The following is a 19,476-nucleotide window of genomic DNA, read 5'->3' on the forward strand; positions in this document are numbered from 1 at the left end:
AAATGGCCTCAATGAGACTTATAAATAAATGATAATAAGAAGTAAGTTTTTACACTTACTTCTTAAATCAATTTTGTTATTCTTCTAACCTAACGTCTAAACCTAAACCTTTAAGTTCATGCATTAATACGTTAAATGATTCTGGTAAACCAGGTTCTGGCATAGTTTCACCTTTAACAATACTTTCGTATGTTTTGGCTCTCCCCATTACGTCATCAGATTTTACAGTTAAGATTTCCCTTAAGATACTTGATGCACCATATGCTTCAAGTGCCCAAACTTCCATCTCTCCAAAACGCTGACCACCAAACTGAGCTTTACCTCCTAACGGTTGTTGTGTTATTAAAGAATAAGGTCCAATAGAACGCGCATGCATTTTATCTTCAATCATGTGACCTAACTTAATCATATAAATAATACCAACTGTAGCTGGCTGATCGAAACGTTTTCCTGTTCCACCATCATATAAGTGAGTATGTCCAAATCTTGGCACACCTGCTTCATCAGTAATTCCATTGATTTGCTCTAAAGATGCTCCATCAAAAATTGGTGTTGCATATTTAGTGTTTAATTTTTGACCTGCCCAACCAAGAACAGTTTCATAAATCTGACCAATATTCATACGAGATGGTACACCTAATGGGTTCAAGACGATATCTACAGGAGTTCCATCTTCTAAGAATGGCATATCTTCAGCTCTAACAATACGAGCAACAATACCTTTATTTCCATGACGTCCTGCCATTTTATCACCTACTTTTAACTTACGTTTTTTAGCGATATAAATTTTAGCTAATTTTAAAATACCTGCTGGTAACTCATCACCTACAGAAATTGTAAACTTTTGACGACGTAGTGAACCTTGTAAATCATTAACTTTAATTTTGTAATTGTGAACTAATTCACCTACTAAATCATTTAAATCTTTATCTGTAGTCCAAGAACCAGTTAAATGCACATAATCATCTACTGAATTTAACATTTTTAGCGTATATTTTTTACCTTTTGGTAAAACTTCCTCACCTAAATCATTAAATACTCCTTGAGAAGTTTTTCCACTAATTAAAGTGAATAATTTTTCTATTAATTCGTCTTTTAATCCTTCAAATTTAGAAACAAAAGATCCTTCTAAAGTAGCAACTGCTTCTTTATCTCTTAATCTCTTATTTTTATCTTTTAAAGCTCTCTTAAATAATTTCTTATCAATTACTACACCTCTTAAAGATGGAGAAGCTTTTAATGATGCATCTTTTACATCACCTGCTTTATCTCCAAAAATTGCACGTAATAATTTTTCTTCTGGAGTTGGATCAGATTCTCCTTTAGGTGTAATTTTACCAATTAAGATATCACCTGGATTTACTTCTGCTCCAATTCTTATCATTCCATTTTCATCTAAATCTTTAGTAGCTTCTTCAGAAACGTTAGGAATATCATTAGTTAACTCTTCAGTTCCTAATTTTGTATCTCTAACATCTAAAGAATACTCATCAATATGAATAGATGTAAATATATCTTCACGAACTACTTTTTCAGAAATTACAATTGCATCCTCAAAGTTATACCCTTTCCAAGGCATAAAGGCTACTTTCATATTTCTACCTAAAGCTAATTCTCCTTTTTGTGTTGCATAACCCTCACAAAGAACCTGTCCTTCTTCAACTCTATCACCTCTTTGTACAATAGGTTTTAAGTTAATATTAGTTCCTTGATTCGTTTTTCTAAACTTAATTAAGTTATATGAAACTTCATCTGTATCAAAACTTACTAGTTTTTCTTCTTCAGTTCTATCATACTTAATTGTAATTTTATTAGCATCTACATAAGTTACTTCACCTGCACCTTCTGCATTTATAAGAATACGAGAATCTTTTGCAACTCTACGTTCTAAACCAGTACCAACAATTGGAGATTCTGGTCTTAATAATGGAACTGCTTGACGCATCATGTTAGATCCCATCAATGCTCTATTGGCATCATCATGTTCCAAAAATGGAATTAAAGATGCAGATATAGATGCAATTTGATTAGGGGCAACATCCATTAAATTAATTTGATCTGGAGTAACAACAGGGAAATCACCTTCTTCTCTAGCAATAACTCTATCTAAAACAATAGAACTGTCTTCATTTAATTCTAAATTAGATTGGGCAGTTTTCATACCTTCTTCTTCTTCAGCACTTAAATAGATTGGTTCTTCTGTTGATACAATTCCGTTTTCAACTTTTCTATATGGAGTCTCAATAAAACCTAAGTTATTCACTTTTGCAAAAACTGCAAGAGATGAAATTAGACCAATATTTGGTCCCTCTGGAGTTTCAATAGGACATAAACGACCATAATGAGTATAGTGAACATCACGCACCTCAAAACCAGCTCTTTCTCTTGATAAACCACCAGGTCCAAGTGCAGATAATCTACGCTTATGAGTAATCTCTGCTAATGGATTTGTTTGATCCATAAACTGAGATAATTGGTTTGTACCAAAAAATGAGTTAATTACAGATGATAACGTTTTAGCATTAATTAAATCGATAGGAGTAAACACTTCATTATCACGTACATTCATACGTTCACGAATTGTTCTAGCCATACGAGCTAAACCAACACCAAACTGACCTGCTAATTGCTCACCAACAGTTCTTACACGTCTGTTTGATAAGTGATCAATATCATCAACTTCTGCTTTAGAGTTGATTAACTCAATTAAATATTTAATAATAGTTATAATATCTAACTTTGTTAATACCTTTTGATCAATAGGCTCATTTAATTGAAGTTTAGTGTTCATTCTAAAACGACCAACTTCACCTAAATTATATCTTTGTTCAGAAAAGAACAATTTATCGATAATACCTCTTGCAGTCTCTTCATCTGGCGGTTCTGCATTACGTAGTTGCCTATAGATGTGTTCTACTGCTTCTTTTTCTGAATTCGTAGGATCTTTTTGTAATGTATTGTGAATAATAGCATAATCTGCCATATCGTTATCCTCCTTATGAAGTAAAACGGTTTTAGCACCTGCTTCTATTATTTCGTCAATATGTTCTTTATCTAAAATAGTATCACGATCAAAAATTATTTCATTTCTTTCGATAGATACAACTTCACCAGTATCTTCATCTACAAAATCTTCATGCCAAGTTTTTAAAACTCTAGCAGCCAATTTTCGACCTAATACTTTTTTTAATCCAGCTTTAGAAACTTTAACTTCTTCTGCAAGGTCAAAAATTTCTAAAATATCTTTATCTCTTTCAAAACCGATAGCTCTGAATAATGTTGTTACTGGTAATTTTTTCTTTCTATCAATATAAGCATACATAACTTGATTGATATCGGTAGCAAACTCTATCCAAGATCCTTTAAAAGGAATAACTCTTGCAGAGTATAATTTTGTACCATTTGCATGGAAAGATTGTCCAAAGAATACACCTGGTGATCTGTGTAACTGTGAAACTACAACACGCTCTGCACCATTAATTACAAAGGTACCTGAGTTTGTCATATAAGGTATTGTACCAAGATAAACATCTTGTACAATTGTTTCGAAATCTTCGTGTTCTGGATCTGTACAGTACAGTTTTAGACGTGCCTTTAAAGGTACACTATGAGTAAGACCTCTCTCAATACATTCTTGAATAGAATATCTTGGTGGATCTACGAAGTAATCTAAAAATTCTAAAACGAATTGATTTCTTGTATCTGTAATTGGAAAGTTATCCATGAAGGTTTTGTACAAACCTTCTTCACCTCTTTCTTCTGCCTTAGTTTGAAGTTGGAAAAAATCTTGAAAAGATTTTACCTGAATATCCAAAAAGTCTGGATACTCCTTTATCATTTGAGAAGTAGCGAAGTTGATTCTTTCAGTAGTGTTTTTCGTTGCCAAAAGAGAATATTTTTTTGATTAAAATCTGAATAAAAATAAAAAACGAATATATACACAAAATGGTTTAGGTCTAAAAACAAAAAGTTCTTAGTACCTAAACCTAAATTTGTTATCCCGCTATGCCTTAACTTAGTCGGGAGTTGTAGCTTACTTAAGCTCTACCTCAGCTCCAGCTTCTTCTAAAGATTTTTTAAGACCTTCTGCCTCATCTTTAGTTACACCTTCTTTAACTGCTGCAGGAGCACTATCTACGATACCTTTAGCTTCTTTTAAACCTAAACCAGTTAATTCTTTAACTAATTTTACAACTGCTAATTTAGAACCACCTGCTGCTGTTAAGATAACATCAAATTCAGTTTGCTCTTCTGCTGCATCATCTCCACCTGCTGCTGGACCTGCTACTGCTACTGCTGCTGCTGCTGGCTCAATACCATATTCATCTTTTAAAATAGTAGCTAATTCATTAACTTCTTTTACTGTTAAGTTAACTAATTGCTCTGCGAAATCTTTTAATTCTGCCATTTTAATTGTTTTTAAAAATTTTGTTTATTATAGTTTATTTGTGCGCGTAATTATTTTTCAGATAAAGTTTTAATAATACCTGAAAGTGTCTGACCACCTGATTGTAATGCTGAAATAACATTTTTAGCTGGTGATTGTAATAATCCAATGATTTCACCAATTAATTCCTCTCTAGATTTAATATCTACTAAGGCATCTAATTGATCATCTCCAATATATACAGATTCTTCTGCGAAAGCTCCTTTTAATAAAGGTCTATCTTTAGTTTTCTTTCTGAATTCTTTGATTAATTTTGCTGGAGCATTTGCTGCTTCAGAAATCATCATTGATGTATTACCTTTTAATACTGTTGGTAAGTCTCCAAATTCTTTATCTGAAGCTTCCATTGCTTTTGCAAGTAATGTATTTTTAACAACTGATAACTGTACACCTGCTTTAAAACAAGCTCTACGTAAATTAGATGTAGTTTGTGCATCTAATCCAGAAATATCTGCTAAATATAAAGTGTTTGTATCTGCTAATACCGCTGTTAAATCTTGTATTACTTGTGATTTCTCTTCTCTAGTCATAATTATAAGTTTTAACGTATTAAACAGTTTTCACCTCAACAGCTATACTAGGACTCATAGTACTAGACATAAAAACGCTTTTTACATACGTTCCTTTTGCAGTTGTTGGTTTCAATTTAATAATAGTTTGTATTAATTCGTTTGCATTTTCTTCAATTTTCTTAGCATCAAATGATACTTTTCCAATTGCAGCATGAACGATACCAGTTTTATCAACTTTAAAATCGATTTTACCAGCTTTTACATCTGTAACAGCTTTAGCAACATCCATAGTTACTGTACCTGTTTTTGGGTTAGGCATTAAACCTCTAGGACCTAAAATTCTACCTAAAGGACCTAATTTACCCATAACACTAGGCATAGTAATTATTACATCTACATCAGTCCAACCACCTTTAATCTTCTGAAGGTATTCATCTAAACCAACATAATCTGCACCTGCTGCTGTAGCTTCTGCTTCTTTATCTGGTGTAACTAATGCTAAAACTTTTACATCCTTTCCTGTTCCATGAGGTAATGTTACTACACCACGAACCATTTGATTTGCTTTACGAGGATCTACTCCTAAACGTATAGCTAAATCTACTGACGCGTCAAACTTTACATTAGTAATGTCTTTGACTAGCGCTGAAGCCGCTGCTAAATCATAAGATTTAGAGCTATCTACTTTTGCGTAAGCTTCTTTTTGCTTTTTTGTTAATTTTGCCATTTTACTACTTTTTATAAAGTTTATGCTGGTGCATCACCTTTTACTGTTAATCCCATTGAACGAGCTGTACCTGCAATCATACGCATTGCTGAAGAAATTTCAAAGGCATTTAAATCTACCATTTTGTCTTCTGCAATAACTTTAATTTGATCCCAAGTAACTGATGCTACTTTTTTTCTGTTTGGTTCACCTGAACCTTTTTTAATTTTGGCCGCTTCTAGTAACTGAACTGCTGCAGGAGGAGTTTTTACAACAAAATCAAACGATTTGTCTTTATAAACAGTAATAACAACAGGTAAAACTTTACCTTGCTTATCTTGCGATCTTGCATTAAACTGTTTACAGAACTCCATAATGTTAACACCAGCAGCTCCTAAAGCGGGTCCAACCGGCGGCGATGGATTCGCTGCGCCTCCCCTTACTTGTAACTTAACTACTTTACTAACTTCTTTTGCCATTTTAAAATGTTTAATGATTTGTTTTAAATTTGGAAGCTTAAAAACAAATCGTTATATATAATATTTGTGTAACAATTATATCTTATCTACTTGCATATAACTCAATTCTAAAGGTGTTTTTCTTCCAAAGATTTTCACCATTACTTCAAGTTTACGCTTTTCTTCGTTTACTTTCTCAATTGTCCCGTCAAACCCATTAAAAGGACCATCTACAACTTTTACTGTTTCTCCTACATTAAAAGGGATTGCAATATTTTCGTCTTGAACAGAAAGCTCATCTACTTTACCTAACATTCTGTTAACTTCAGATTTACGCATTGGTACAGGCTCTCCACCTTTTACCTCTCCTAAAAACCCGATAACTCCTGTTATTGCTCTAATAACGTGAGGAACTTCTCCTGAAAGATTAGCCTCAACCATTATATAACCAGGAAAAAAAGCTCTTTCTCTATTAACTTTTTTTCCGTTTCTTATTTGCACTACTTTTTCAGTAGGCACAATTACTTGACTCACATAATCTGACAGACCTACTCTAGAAATTTCAGTTTCTATATAAGCTTTCACTTTATTCTCTTGTCCTCCAATGGCTCTTACAACATACCATTTCATTACTGAATCAGCCATAATTTATTTCTTAAAATAATTTGAAAAAGTTATCTAATCCAGTTTGAAAAACATAATCAATACCAGCTACAGCTAAAGCGAATACAATTGTAAACACAGCTACTGTAACTGTTGATTTTTGTGCATCTTCTTTTGAAATCCACGTCATGTGGTTGTTTAACTCCTCAAAAGAATCTTTAATATATTGTATAAAGTTCATCTTACTATTATGTTTTATTGCACGGGCGGAGAGATTCGAACTCCCGACAGCTGGTTTTGGAGACCAGTGCTCTACCGCTGAACTACGCCCGTATTTTATTCATTATTAAAGGCGTTCCGTTAAAAACGGAACACCCTTATAATTTATTGATTAACAAACTAATAAATATTAGTCTAATAATTCAGTTACCTGACCTGCACCTACAGTTCTACCACCTTCACGGATAGCGAAACGTAAACCTACATTTAATGCAATTGCTTGAATTAAGTCTACAGTAATTGTTAAGTTATCTCCTGGCATTACCATTTCAACTCCATCAGGTAAATTAATTGTACCTGTTACGTCTGTAGTTCTTACATAGAACTGAGGACGGTAATTATTATGGAATGGAGTATGACGTCCACCTTCTTCTTTTTTCAAAACATAAACCTCTGCTTTAAACTTAGCATGTGGAGTTACAGAACCTGGCTTACAGATTACCATTCCTCTTTTTATATCTTCTTTTGCAATACCTCTTAATAAGATACCTGCATTATCTCCTGCCTCACCTCTATCTAAGATTTGACGGAACATTTCAATACCAGTAATAGTAGAAGTCATTTTTTCAGCTCCCATACCAATAATATCAACAACATCACCAGTATTAGCAATTCCAGTTTCGATACGACCTGTAGCTACAGTTCCACGACCAGTAATTGAAAATACATCTTCAACAGGCATTAAGAAATCTTTATCAACCTCTCTTAAAGGCTCTTCAATCCAAGCATCAACTTGCTCCATTAATTCTAGAACAGTATTAACCCATTTTTCTTCACCATTTAAAGCTCCTAAAGCAGAACCTGAAACAACAGGACCATTATCTCCATCATACTCATAGAAAGACAACAATTCTCTTACCTCCATATCAACTAACTCTAACAACTCCTCATCATCTACCATGTCAACTTTATTCAAGAAAACAACCATACGAGGAATTCCTACCTGACGACCTAATAAGATATGCTCTCTAGTTTGAGGCATTGGCCCATCAGTTGCAGCAACAACTAAAATTGCACCATCCATTTGAGCAGCACCAGTAACCATGTTCTTTACGTAATCCGCGTGACCTGGACAGTCTACGTGAGCGTAATGACGATTCTGAGTTTGATACTCAACATGTGAAGTGTTAATTGTAATACCTCTTTCTTTTTCTTCTGGAGCATTATCAATCTGATCAAAAGATCTAGCTTCAGAGAATCCTGCATCAGCTAATACTTTAGTAATAGCCGCAGTTAAAGTTGTTTTACCGTGATCTACGTGTCCGATAGTACCAATGTTTAAGTGTGGTTTCGAACGGTCAAAAGTTCCTTTTGCCATAATTATTAATTTTAATTCTTAGTTTAAATATATTTAGTGTCTAATAATACGTATTAAATGAGCCAGCGATGGGACTTGAACCCACGACCTCATCCCTACCAAGGATGCGCTCTACCAACTGAGCTACACCGGCTTGTTGATATTTTTGAGCGAAAGACCGGGTTCGAACCGGCGACATTCAGCTTGGAAGGCTGACGCTCTACCAACTGAGCTACTTTCGCAATATGTAAATTGTGGGGAGAGCAGGATTCGAACCTGCGAAGACGTAGTCAACGGAGTTACAGTCCGTCCTCGTTGGCCGCTTGAGTATCTCCCCTTTAATTTACTATTTTAATGAACTTATATTTTACTCTTTTTGAGCCGATGGAGGGACTCGAACCCACGACCTGCTGATTACAAATCAGCTGCTCTAGCCAGCTGAGCTACATCGGCTTTTGTTGCAAAAAAACAACCCGCTATTTCTAACGGATTGCAAATGTATAAAGTTTTTTTTAAATTCTAAAACTATTTACTATTATTTTTTTTACTTTTTTTCGCTTTTTATGAAATTAGCGAATCCCTATGTTTTTCCTTAGACCTTTTTAACTGCCTCTTTAAATTATCTACAGCAGAGTTTACACCTTCTTCAAAGGTTTTAGTCTCTCTTTTAACAATTAATTCACTTCCAGGAATATTGATTTTAACTTCTGTTATTTTATTTTCTTTATCACTTGTGTTTTGAACTTTTAAAAAAACCTCTGCATCGACTATCTTATCATGATACTTAGTTAACGAACCCACTTTCTTTTCTGCAAATTGTATTAATTCATTATCTGCATTAAAGTTAACTGATTGTGTGAATACTTTCATAAATCATTCTTTTTTATCGCCCCTAGGGTGAGCTTGGTTATATACTTTTTTTATAGCATCAAGACTATTATGTGTATAGACTTGAGTTGAAGCTAAAGAGGAATGCCCTAGCAATTCTTTAACTGAATTTAAATCTGCTCCTTCATTTAATAAATGTGTAGCAAAAGAATGCCTTAGAATATGGGGGCTTTTTTTACTTTCGAAGAGACGTTACTAAAGTATGAATTTATAATTCTGTAAACAAGAGTTTCATAAATTTTATTTCCATTCTTTGTTATAAAAAGCTCTTCTAAACCTAAGTTAAATTCTTTTTTTAATTCCAAATATCTATTTAGAGTTACTTCAACAGATTGCAAAAGAGGCACAAAACGTTCTTTATCTCTTTTTCCTAAGACCTTAATAACACCACTAGATTTATTAACATTTTTTTCTTTTAGATTAATTAATTCTGCTCTTCTTATCCCCGTAGAATAAAACAACTCTACAATTAATTTATCTCTTACAGACTCAAAACTATCTAACTCATCAATTTTATCAATAACTAAATTAATTTCTTTTGATGTAAATGGGACCTGTATTTTTTTAGTCTCTTTTAGGGCCTTGTGCTTAGACAAGGGGTTTATAAAAATCTGCTCACTCTTTTGAAGAAATTTATAAAACGATTTTAAAGAACTTACTTTTCTATTAATTGTTCTATTTGAAACTTTACTTTCGACTAAATAAACAATCCAACTTCTTATTTGATGGTAATTAACCTTTAATAGATCTTTCTCTTCGAATTCGATTATTATAAAACTCTTAAAATTAGCTAAGTCATTTTTATATGCTGTTATAGTATGTACAGAATATTTTTTCTCTAACAATAAGTAGTCAAAAAATGAATCTATCAAATTATCTTTTATTAATTTAAGGTAAAACTACAAAAAATAGTGCATAAAAAAATCTCGTAATGAAAATTCATTACGAGATTTAAATTTTAAAAAGTGGTATTACTAACCTACTTCTTCTTGTGTTCTTAAACGTTGAACGTAAGAAGCTTTAATTCTTTGAGCTCTATTAGCTACTGAAGGTTTAGTAAAGTTCTTTCTAGCACGTAAGTTTTTCATCGTTTTAGTACGATCGAATTTTCTTTTATAACGTTTTAAAGCTCTATCGATATTCTCTCCTTCTTTTACAGGTATAATTAACATAAGTTGGCACCTCCCTTCATAGTATCTTGCATATTTTGAATAGTAATTAAACTATTGATTTTATTTTTTGGACTGCAAATGTAATTACAAATTATGAAATGACAATTCATTAAATTAATTTATTTTACAAATGATAAATTAATCGATGTAGAAAGAATAAAAAATATCATTTCCGAAATTCAAAATTTCAAAAATGATATTCTTAATTTTTATCCAACTTAACTAAATTGTACTAATTTATTTTAAGTTGCTGGTTTATACTCCTTATTATCTATTACCATTTTTGCGATAATCTCTTTTAATATTTCAGAAGTACCACCTCCAATAGGCCCCAATCTACTATCTCTTAACAAACGCGCCATTGGATAATCTTCCATATACCCATATCCTCCTAACATTTGTAGAGCATCATAAATTACTTCATCAGCCATCTTTGTAGACAACAACTTAGACATACTAGCCTCTTTAACAACATATTGCCCATCATTCAAACGCTTAGTAATAGAATAATTATATTCCCTACACATATCTACTCTACTTGCCATTTCTGCAATTTTGTGTCTTAAAACCTGAAATTTGTCTAATGATTTCCCAAAGGCTACTCTTTCTTGCATATATTTTAACGTATACTCAACTGCATATTCTGCTCTAGCATGTGCATTAACACCCATTATTAATCTTTCTAGTGCAAAATGCTGCATAATATAAGGAAAACCTTTCCCTTCTTCGCCCATTAAGTTTTCGACGGGAATTTCTACGTTATCAAAAGCTATTTCTCCAGTATCAGATGCTCTCCAACCTAATTTATCTAATTTGGTAGCTGACACTCCTTTTGCTGCTCTATCTACCACAAAAATACTGATTCCTTTATATTTATCTGAAGGATCTGTTTTTGCAGCAACAACTAAATAATCTGAATAAATTCCGTTTGTAATGAACGTTTTTGACCCGTTTAAAATATATTTATCTCCTTTTTTAATTGCTGTAGAACGCATTCCTGCAACATCAGAACCTCCAAAGGGCTCTGTAATACACAAGCAACCAATCATATCTCCTTCTACACTTGGAGTTAAATATTTATTTTTAATAAAATCATCACCTTCTTTATTTAGATGTGTCATTGCTAAATATTCATGAGCCCACATTGCAGCTGCAAATCCTCCTGAATTTATCTTTTGCAGTTCTTCTAAGAAAATTACTGTGTAAAAAAGATCTAAACCCATTCCACCAAATTCTTCTGGAGTATTTAAACCAAAATAACCCATTTCTCCGAATTTCTTCCAAATGAAACGTTCTATAGTTCCTGTTTCTTCCCATTTATCAATATGAGGAACTACTTCTTTTTGTAAAAATTCTTTAAAACTTGCACGAAATACTTCATGCTCTTCAGTAAAATACATACTGTTCATAAGCTAGTTAGTTGTTTGTTTATTCAGCTGACAAATATAAGATTATTCTATCATATTTATCTAAAGGAAAGTCTTTGATATTTTTTAATTCTGATATGTTTTGAAGCTCAGCAACTTCATCTCTATAATTAAAAATCCTCTTACAAAGTTCGTAATTTATATAAGGGTTTTTAAGTAGTTGTTTAAATTCAACTGTATTTACATTTATTTTTTGAATGATTGGTTTTTCAACAATTTTAAAGGTTGATAAAACTTTTTCTACAACTTCTTTTTCTAAACCCCAAACTTCGAATAATTGACTCTCTAAAGAAAACCCTTGAAGTTTTGTTCGATATTTAATTATTCTTTTTGAAAATGCTGAACCAATACCACTTATAGTTTTAAAATCTTCTGCAGAAGCTTTATTGATATCTGTTGTAGAAACTACTATTTTTTTATTTGCATTCTTATACTTATTAAAATTGTAATTATTTTTTCCCTTTTGTTGATTTCTTTTCACAACCCAATCTGGAAATTTAAAATAAGGTGAAATTTTATTCAGTAAGCTATCAGAAATCTTAGTTACCTTTTGAAATTCTTGTTTAGAATTTACAAATTTATTAGTTTTTCTAAAAGCCAGAAGCCTGTCGATTTCTTTTAAAGACATTCCTAACTGTTCTCCCTTATAATCTGTAATGTAGTTTGGATTAAATGGATAAATTTTAGGTTTTCTATTTTCAATTTCTATTGCTTTTAAGCTATCTATTTGTTTTTGAAAAGCTAATAATTTTGGTTGATTTATATCATCTGTTTCATCTAAAAAAAAGACATCAGAAAAAATTAATACTTGGAGAACTATTATGAGTAGCACCAACAAAAAAACCCCATTTCTTTGGCTTTTATTATACCAGAAATGGGATTTAAATATTTTCATAAATTATTTTTTATGCTTTCATTGTTTTAATAGCATCTGTATATCTTTTTAATTGTTTTTTAACAACTGGGAATAAGAAATACAATCCAATCATATTAGGAAACACCATTGCAAAAATCATTGCATCAGAGAAATCCCAAATAGATTTCATACTAGCAGCTGCTCCAATAACTACAAATAATAAGAATAATAATTTGTATGTTAAATCCGCTTTTTTACCTCTACCAAATAAAAATTTCCATGACTGTAAACCATAATAAGACCAAGATATCATTGTTGAAACCGCAAACAAAACAACTGCAACAGTTAAAAACACATTAGAATAAGGGATATATGCCGCAAATGCTTTTGATGTAATTCCTGCTCCTTCATAAGCAACACCATCTATCATCACAGCTCCTGCTCCATCTCCTCCGTACTGGAAAATTGTAGCACCAGATGCATCACCACCAAAATTAAAAATAATAATAACTAAAGCAGTCATTGTACAAATTACAACAGTATCTATAAAAGGCTCTAATAAAGCTACTAAACCTTCAGAAGCTGAGTATTTAGTTTTAACAGCTGAGTGTGCAATAGAAGCAGAACCTGCTCCAGCTTCATTCGAAAAAGCTGCTCTTTTAAACCCTACCAATAAAACACCTATAAAACCTCCAACACCAATTGCAGTTGGATTAAATGCTTCTTTAAAAATTAAAGCAAAAGCATCATCTACTAAAGAGAAGTTTGCTCCTAGAATATACAAACAAGCCAACAAATACATTACAGCCATTAATGGCACAACTTTTTCTGTAACTTGAGCTATTCTCTTGATACCTCCAATAATTATAATACCTACTAAAATAGCTAAAACAACACCAATTATTGCTCCAGCAGCAGTACTTTCTAACCCTAATAATTCTTTTAAAACTACAGTGGCTTGATTAGATTGAGCAGCATTCCCTCCTCCAAAAGATCCTCCAATACAAAAGATTGCAAAAATTACCGCTGCAACTTTACCAATCATTTCAAAACCTCTTTCTTTTAAACCTTTACTTATATAATACATAGGTCCTCCATAAATAGTACCATCTTCTCCAACATCTCTATATTGAACACCTAATGTACATTCAACAAATTTTGTTGACATTCCTAATAACCCACATATAACCATCCAAAATGTTGCTCCTGGACCACCTAATGCGATTGCTAATGCAACACCAGCAATATTACCATTACCTACTGTTCCGGAAACAGCAGTTGCTAAAGCCTGGAAATGTGTAACTTCACCTTCTTCACTTTCATCTCTAATAGTATCTGCAATATCTCCATCAATAGCTAACTCAGAATTACCAGCTCCATGACCTTCATCTAATTCATCATACTTACCTCTTACAACATTAATTGCAGTTTTAAAATGGAAAATATTTGGAAACTTAAAATATAATGTAAAAAACAAGGCACTTCCTACTAGTAAAACTAATACAAAAGGAATTTCTAAACTATCGCTTTTATAGATTGGAAAGAAAATTATATCGTTAAAAAAAGATGAAATTGGCTGAAAAGCCTCGTCAATTTTCTGATCTAATCCTTTTTCTTGTGCAAATGTTAACATTGGAATTGCTAATAAAAGCAACGAAAGAAGTTTTTTCTTCATGATATTTTATTGTTAGTTTTTCAATTAGTAAAGCGCAATATCATAAAAAAATGAAGTTTTGACAACTTTTGAGCGTTAAAAGTGATTTTTATATTAACGTTTCTTTAAATTTCTGTAAATCTTCTTTAAAAGATTTTGGATAAAAATTAAGCTCTTTATTTGTTTTGGTTAAATTAAAACCAGTTTTTGCTGGTCTTGGCGCTATCTGATTTAAAGTGGAAGTAGAAATAGGCTTTATCAAACTTTTATCTAAGTTGAAAGTAGCTGCTATTTGTTGCGCTATTTCATAAACACTTAAAAGGGTATTTGAAGAAATATGATAAATACCTTGCGCTTTTTTATCCATAGAAATTTTACAAGCAAGCGCTAAATCTTCTACATATGTTGGCGCTCTATATTGATCGTTTACAATTGTAATTTCTTTTTTGTCTTCTAACATTTGCTTAACCCAAAGAACAATGTTACTTCTACTCATATCAAACACTTTACCATATACCAAAATTGTTCTAATAATAGTAAAGTCTATTTTAGATTTTACTAAAACCTCTTCAGACTTTAATTTCGATAGTCCGTAATAACTTAAAGGGTTTGCTGTATCAGTTTCTTTATAGTTTCCTTTTACTCCATCAAAAATAAAATCTGTAGAAAGATGAATTAAATGAGCATTTATTTCATTAGAAACTTCAGCTAACCATTTTACAACTGTTACATTTAACAAATCACAATTTTCTTTATTATTTTCGCAATCATCAACTTGCGTCATTGCAGCTGTGTTAATAATAAAGTTTGGTTGAATGCATTGTAATTGGCTTTTTAAATTTGGTTCTTCTGTAATATCTATACTTACATAGTTAAAATCATCTCTACCACTTCTATTTTTTCCTCTTGAAAAACCAAAAATTTGATACTTCTCTTTTTCTTTAAGCAATAAGTTTAATAAAGATTGCCCTAACAATCCATTGCTACCAGTAATAACTACTTTTATCATCTTAGAATAATTGCCTTAGTTTTGTAATTTGTTCTGGTCTACCTAAAACTATTAAATGAGAATCTTTAATAAGAATTGAATCTGCCTCCGGATTTATAATATAATCTTTATCCGGATTTTTAAACCCGATTACCGTACAACCTGTTTGTCTTCGTAAATCTAAATCTAAAATTGTTTTATTCAAATATTTTTTAGGCAACTCATTTACATCGATTTCCTCTAAATTTGCTGTTGTTTCACCTTCTATAGTAAGTCTATCTACAAACTCTATAACATCTGGTGTGGTAACTAAAGACGCCATGTGATTACCTCCTAATTTATCTGGCATAATCACATTATCCGCTCCTGCAATTTTTAACTTACTATATGAACTCTCTTTAGATGCCCTACTTATAATAGTACAATGAGCATTTAATTGTCTTGCACTTAAAACTACAAATAAATTATCTGCATCCGAAGGTAAAGCAGTTATTAGATTAGCTGCTTTTTTAATTCCAGCGTTTAACAAAACCTCATCTGTAGTAGCATCTCCTTGAACATTAAGTATATCTTCTGAATCTAAAAAATCTATTATTTCTTTCTCATTTTCTATTACAACAAATTTTTTATTATAATTTCTAAGTTTTAAAATTGCTTGTTTTCCATTTCTACCATATCCACAAACAATAGTATGCCCTTCTAATTTACCTATTTGTTTTTCCACTTTTTTATGTTTAAAATGATCAAATAATTTTCCACTAACTAAATATTCTGAAAACGCAGAAACTGCATAACCAAAAACCGTAATACTTGTTAAAATTAAAAAAATTGTAAACACCTTCTCTTCTGGAGAAAAAGGTCTAACTTCTCCAAAACCAACAGTAGTTACCGTAATAACGGTCATATACAAAGCATCTACAAAAGAATAATGAGATAACCCCATATAACCAATAGTCCCTATTGACATAATAGAAGCAACTAAAACTAAAATTTTATTTATTTTGGAATCTAAAATTCTCATAACTATAGATCAAAAACAGAGCTTCTTTTGGTGTAAATCATATCTTTTAATCTTAATAAAAAAGCCAAAGTTAAATATAACCCAAAAGACAAACCCACAGTTACAAAAGAAATGTAAATAAAAAATATACGTACATTCTTAGCACGCATACCTAGCTTATCAGCAAATCTTGAGAAAACGCCAAACCCATGTCTTTCAAAAAAATGACGAAAAGAATGCATATTATTCATTAGTAGTTTCTATTAATTGCAAGATAGTATATTCTCTGTATTTGTTAAATACTTTTCAATCAAATTTGATTTAATATTGATTAACTTTGCGTTTTTGCAAAAATCACCTTTATTTGAAAGACCAAGAATACATAGAAGTTTACGGAGCAAGAGTTCATAATTTAAAGAATATTGATGTAAAAATTCCTCGCGAAAAACTAGTAGTAATTACTGGTTTAAGCGGTAGCGGAAAATCTTCTTTAGCTTTTGATACTATTTACGCCGAAGGACAGAGACGTTATATAGAAACATTTTCTGCATATGCGCGTCAATTTTTAGGAGGTTTAGAAAGACCAGATGTTGACAAAATTGATGGTTTATCACCTGTAATCTCCATAGAGCAAAAAACCACAAATAAAAGTCCGCGTTCTACAGTTGGAACTATTACAGAAATTTACGATTTTCTACGTCTTTTGTTTGCGCGAGCAGCTGACGCATATTCTTACAATACAGGAGAAAAAATGGTAAGTTATTCTGATGAACAGATTAGACAACTTATTTTAAAAGACTTCGAAAACAAAAAAATAGCTGTTCTAGCACCATTAATTAAATCTAGAAAAGGACATTATCGTGAACTTTTTGAACAAATATCTAAACAAGGTTTTGTAAAAGTTAGAGTTGATGGAGAAATTAGAGAGATAGAAAAAGGAATGCGTTTAGATAGGTATAAAACGCATGATATTGAAGTTGTTATAGACAGGTTAATTGTTAATGAATCTATAGAAAAACGATTAGAAGAAACAATTAAAACGGCATTATATTCTGGCAATAACATTATGATGGTTATTGATTTAGAAGACAACACTCCTAGATATTTTAGTAGAGAGTTAATGTGCCCTACAACGGGTATTGCTTACCCAAACCCAGAACCTAATAACTTTTCTTTTAACTCACCAAAAGGAGCCTGTAATAAATGTAATGGTTTAGGTATTACAAATGAGATAAACTTAAAAAAAGTAATACCAGACAATTCTATTTCTATAAAAAATGGAGGAATTACTCCACTAGGAGAAGAAAAAAATAGTTGGATTTTTAAACAACTTCAAAATATTGCGGAACGTTATAAATTTAAATTAACAGACGCTATTAAAGACATTCCAAAGGAGGCTTTAGATATTATTTTAAATGGTGGAAATGAATCTTTTGAAATTGAATCTAAAACGGTTGGTGTTACTAGAAACTATAAAATTGATTTTGAAGGTATTATTTCTTTTATAGAAAATCAATATAAAAACGCAGAAAGCACAACTATCAAAAGGTGGGCAAAAGGTTTTACGGATGAAGTTTCTTGCTCTACTTGCGGTGGAAAAAGATTAAAAAAAGAAGCGCTTCATTTTAAAATTATAGATAAAAATATTAGCGATTTAGCACAAATGGATATTACCGAACTTGCTAAATGGTTTAATAATATTGAAGAAAAACTATCAGAAAAACAACTTACAATTGCTTCTGAAATTTTAAAAGAAATTAGAACAAGAATTCAGTTTTTACTAGATGTTGGTTTAGATTACCTAACATTAGACAGAACTTCTAAATCTCTTTCTGGTGGAGAAGCACAAAGAATTCGTTTGGCAACTCAAATTGGCTCTCAATTAGTAGGTGTTTTATATATATTAGATGAACCAAGTATTGGGCTACACCAAAGAGACAATCAAAAATTAATAGATTCTTTAGTAAAACTACGCGATCTAGGAAACTCTGTTTTAGTAGTTGAACATGACAAAGACATGATGGAACATGCAGATTTTGTTTTTGATATTGGACCTGGAGCTGGAAGACATGGAGGAGAAATTGTTTCATCCGGAACATTTAAAGAACTAAAAAAACAAAAAACCTTAACTTCTGATTATTTAACCGGAAGAAAAGAAATAGCTGTTCCTAAAACTCGACGAGAAGGAAACGGAAAAACTATTAAATTAAAAGGAGCAACTGGTAATAATTTAAAAAATGTTTCAGTTGAATTTCCTTTAGGTAAAATGATATGTGTAACAGGTGTTTCTGGTAGTGGAAAATCAACCTTAATAAACGAAACATTATACCCAATTTTAAATGCTCATATCTATAGAGGTGTAAAAAAACCAATGCCTTATAAGAAAATTGAAGGTTTAGAACATGTAGATAAGGTTATAGATATAGATCAATCTCCTATAGGTAGAACACCACGTTCTAATCCTGCCACTTACACGGGTACTTTTTCTGAAATTAGAAGTTTATTTGCCAAAACACCAGAAGCTGCTATTCGTGGGTATAAACCAGGTCGTTTTTCATTTAACGTAAAAGGTGGTAGATGCGAAACTTGCCAAGGTGGTGGTGTTAAGGTTATTGAAATGAACTTTTTACCTGATGTTCATGTAGAATGTGAAACTTGCCAAGGAAAACGTTTTAATAGAGAAACTTTAGAAATTCGTTATAAAGGAAAATCTATCTCTGATGTTTTAAATATGACTATTGAAGATGCTACAGAGTACTTTGTTAACATACCTAAAATTCACCGAAAGCTAAAAACAATTAAAGACGTTGGCTTAGGCTATATAACACTTGGCCAAAGATCTACAACACTTTCGGGCGGTGAAGCTCAAAGAATAAAATTAGCCTCTGAACTATCTAAAAGAGATACTGGAAATACATTTTACATTCTAGATGAACCAACAACAGGCTTACATTTCGAAGACATAAGAGTATTAATGGAGGTTCTAAATAAACTAGCTGATAAAGGTAATACTGTATTAATTATAGAGCATAATTTAGATGTTGTAAAACTAGCAGATTACATAATAGATGTTGGTATAGAAGGTGGTAAAAAAGGAGGTACAATTTTATATACAGGAACTCCAGAACAAATAGTTAAACATAAAAAAAGTTATACTGCTCAATTTCTTAAAAAAGAACTTTAATATTC

General features: G+C 31.6%; 17 protein-coding genes, 5 tRNA genes and 1 pseudogene. 1 reads left to right on the plus strand and 22 read right to left on the minus strand.

The window, feature by feature from the left end; genetic code table 11:
- Positions 1-76 precede the first annotated feature (76 nt).
- The 22 genes and pseudogenes from rpoB to N5A56_RS01795 all read right to left on the minus strand — a co-directional run bounded on the left by rpoB (position 77) and on the right by N5A56_RS01795 (position 16,538).
- Complete coding sequence (gene rpoB, locus N5A56_RS01690; RefSeq protein ID WP_265724060.1) at positions 77-3,886, minus strand: DNA-directed RNA polymerase subunit beta; 3,810 nt, start codon at positions 3,884-3,886, stop codon at positions 77-79.
- A gap of 147 nt (positions 3,887-4,033) precedes the next feature.
- A complete protein-coding gene (gene rplL, locus N5A56_RS01695; protein WP_265724059.1) occupies positions 4,034-4,408 on the minus strand; it encodes a 50S ribosomal protein L7/L12 in 375 nt (124 codons plus the stop codon).
- 50 nt (positions 4,409-4,458) lie between these two features.
- Positions 4,459-4,977 (minus strand): 50S ribosomal protein L10, encoded by a 519-nt coding sequence (gene rplJ / locus N5A56_RS01700; protein ID WP_265724058.1) that lies wholly within the window; start codon positions 4,975-4,977, stop codon positions 4,459-4,461.
- 19 nt (positions 4,978-4,996) lie between these two features.
- On the minus strand, positions 4,997-5,686 hold the full coding sequence (gene rplA, locus N5A56_RS01705; protein WP_158841575.1) for a 50S ribosomal protein L1: 690 nt from the start codon (positions 5,684-5,686) through the stop codon (positions 4,997-4,999).
- Positions 5,687-5,706: 20 nt separating this feature from the next.
- Positions 5,707-6,144: a 50S ribosomal protein L11 gene (rplK, locus tag N5A56_RS01710; RefSeq protein ID WP_265724057.1), complete on the minus strand. Its 438-nt coding sequence runs from the start codon at positions 6,142-6,144 to the stop codon at positions 5,707-5,709.
- A gap of 75 nt (positions 6,145-6,219) precedes the next feature.
- A complete protein-coding gene (gene nusG, locus N5A56_RS01715) occupies positions 6,220-6,768 on the minus strand; it encodes a transcription termination/antitermination protein NusG (protein WP_265724056.1) in 549 nt (182 codons plus the stop codon).
- A gap of 10 nt (positions 6,769-6,778) precedes the next feature.
- Entirely contained in the window at positions 6,779-6,967 is a 189-nt protein-coding gene (secE, locus tag N5A56_RS01720) for a preprotein translocase subunit SecE (protein ID WP_265724055.1), read from the minus strand.
- A 20-nt stretch (positions 6,968-6,987) separates the two neighbouring features.
- Positions 6,988-7,059 (minus strand) — tRNA-Trp (locus N5A56_RS01725).
- Between the two features lie 76 nt (positions 7,060-7,135).
- On the minus strand, positions 7,136-8,323 hold the full coding sequence (gene tuf / locus N5A56_RS01730; protein ID WP_265724054.1) for an elongation factor Tu: 1,188 nt from the start codon (positions 8,321-8,323) through the stop codon (positions 7,136-7,138).
- A gap of 60 nt (positions 8,324-8,383) precedes the next feature.
- A tRNA-Thr gene (locus tag N5A56_RS01735) sits at positions 8,384-8,456 on the minus strand.
- A gap of 15 nt (positions 8,457-8,471) precedes the next feature.
- Positions 8,472-8,544: transfer RNA gene (locus N5A56_RS01740), tRNA-Gly, on the minus strand.
- 13 nt (positions 8,545-8,557) lie between these two features.
- A tRNA-Tyr gene (locus N5A56_RS01745) sits at positions 8,558-8,639 on the minus strand.
- A 42-nt stretch (positions 8,640-8,681) separates the two neighbouring features.
- Positions 8,682-8,755: transfer RNA gene (locus N5A56_RS01750), tRNA-Thr, on the minus strand.
- Between the two features lie 108 nt (positions 8,756-8,863).
- On the minus strand, positions 8,864-9,172 hold the full coding sequence (hpf, locus tag N5A56_RS01755) for a ribosome hibernation-promoting factor, HPF/YfiA family (RefSeq protein WP_265724053.1): 309 nt from the start codon (positions 9,170-9,172) through the stop codon (positions 8,864-8,866).
- Between the two features lie 3 nt (positions 9,173-9,175).
- A pseudogene (locus tag N5A56_RS01760) lies at positions 9,176-10,074 on the minus strand (tyrosine-type recombinase/integrase).
- A gap of 90 nt (positions 10,075-10,164) precedes the next feature.
- A complete protein-coding gene (gene rpsU, locus N5A56_RS01765; protein WP_265724052.1) occupies positions 10,165-10,362 on the minus strand; it encodes a 30S ribosomal protein S21 in 198 nt (65 codons plus the stop codon).
- A 242-nt stretch (positions 10,363-10,604) separates the two neighbouring features.
- Positions 10,605-11,771 carry an acyl-CoA dehydrogenase family protein gene (locus tag N5A56_RS01770; RefSeq protein ID WP_265724051.1) on the minus strand — a complete coding sequence of 389 codons (1,167 nt, stop codon included), beginning with the start codon at positions 11,769-11,771 and terminating at the stop codon, positions 10,605-10,607.
- A 19-nt stretch (positions 11,772-11,790) separates the two neighbouring features.
- On the minus strand, positions 11,791-12,684 hold the full coding sequence (locus N5A56_RS01775) for a ComEA family DNA-binding protein (RefSeq protein ID WP_265724050.1): 894 nt from the start codon (positions 12,682-12,684) through the stop codon (positions 11,791-11,793).
- 10 nt (positions 12,685-12,694) lie between these two features.
- Complete coding sequence (locus N5A56_RS01780; protein WP_265724049.1) at positions 12,695-14,320, minus strand: alanine/glycine:cation symporter family protein; 1,626 nt, start codon at positions 14,318-14,320, stop codon at positions 12,695-12,697.
- Between the two features lie 88 nt (positions 14,321-14,408).
- Positions 14,409-15,308, minus strand: a complete 900-nt coding sequence (locus N5A56_RS01785) for an SDR family oxidoreductase (RefSeq protein ID WP_265724048.1) — start codon at positions 15,306-15,308, stop codon at positions 14,409-14,411.
- A 1-nt stretch (position 15,309) separates the two neighbouring features.
- Entirely contained in the window at positions 15,310-16,308 is a 999-nt protein-coding gene (locus N5A56_RS01790) for a potassium channel family protein (protein WP_265724047.1), read from the minus strand.
- Between the two features lie 2 nt (positions 16,309-16,310).
- Positions 16,311-16,538, minus strand: coding sequence for a PspC domain-containing protein (locus N5A56_RS01795; RefSeq protein ID WP_265724046.1), 228 nt, complete (start codon positions 16,536-16,538; stop codon positions 16,311-16,313).
- Between the two features lie 113 nt (positions 16,539-16,651).
- On the opposite strand from N5A56_RS01795, the gene uvrA reads away from it, so the two are divergent.
- Positions 16,652-19,471 carry an excinuclease ABC subunit UvrA gene (gene uvrA, locus N5A56_RS01800; protein ID WP_265724045.1) on the plus strand — a complete coding sequence of 940 codons (2,820 nt, stop codon included), beginning with the start codon at positions 16,652-16,654 and terminating at the stop codon, positions 19,469-19,471.
- Positions 19,472-19,476: the final 5 nt, after the last annotated feature.

The organism is Polaribacter ponticola, assembly GCF_026191475.2.
Lineage (GTDB): Bacteria > Bacteroidota > Bacteroidia > Flavobacteriales > Flavobacteriaceae > Polaribacter > Polaribacter ponticola.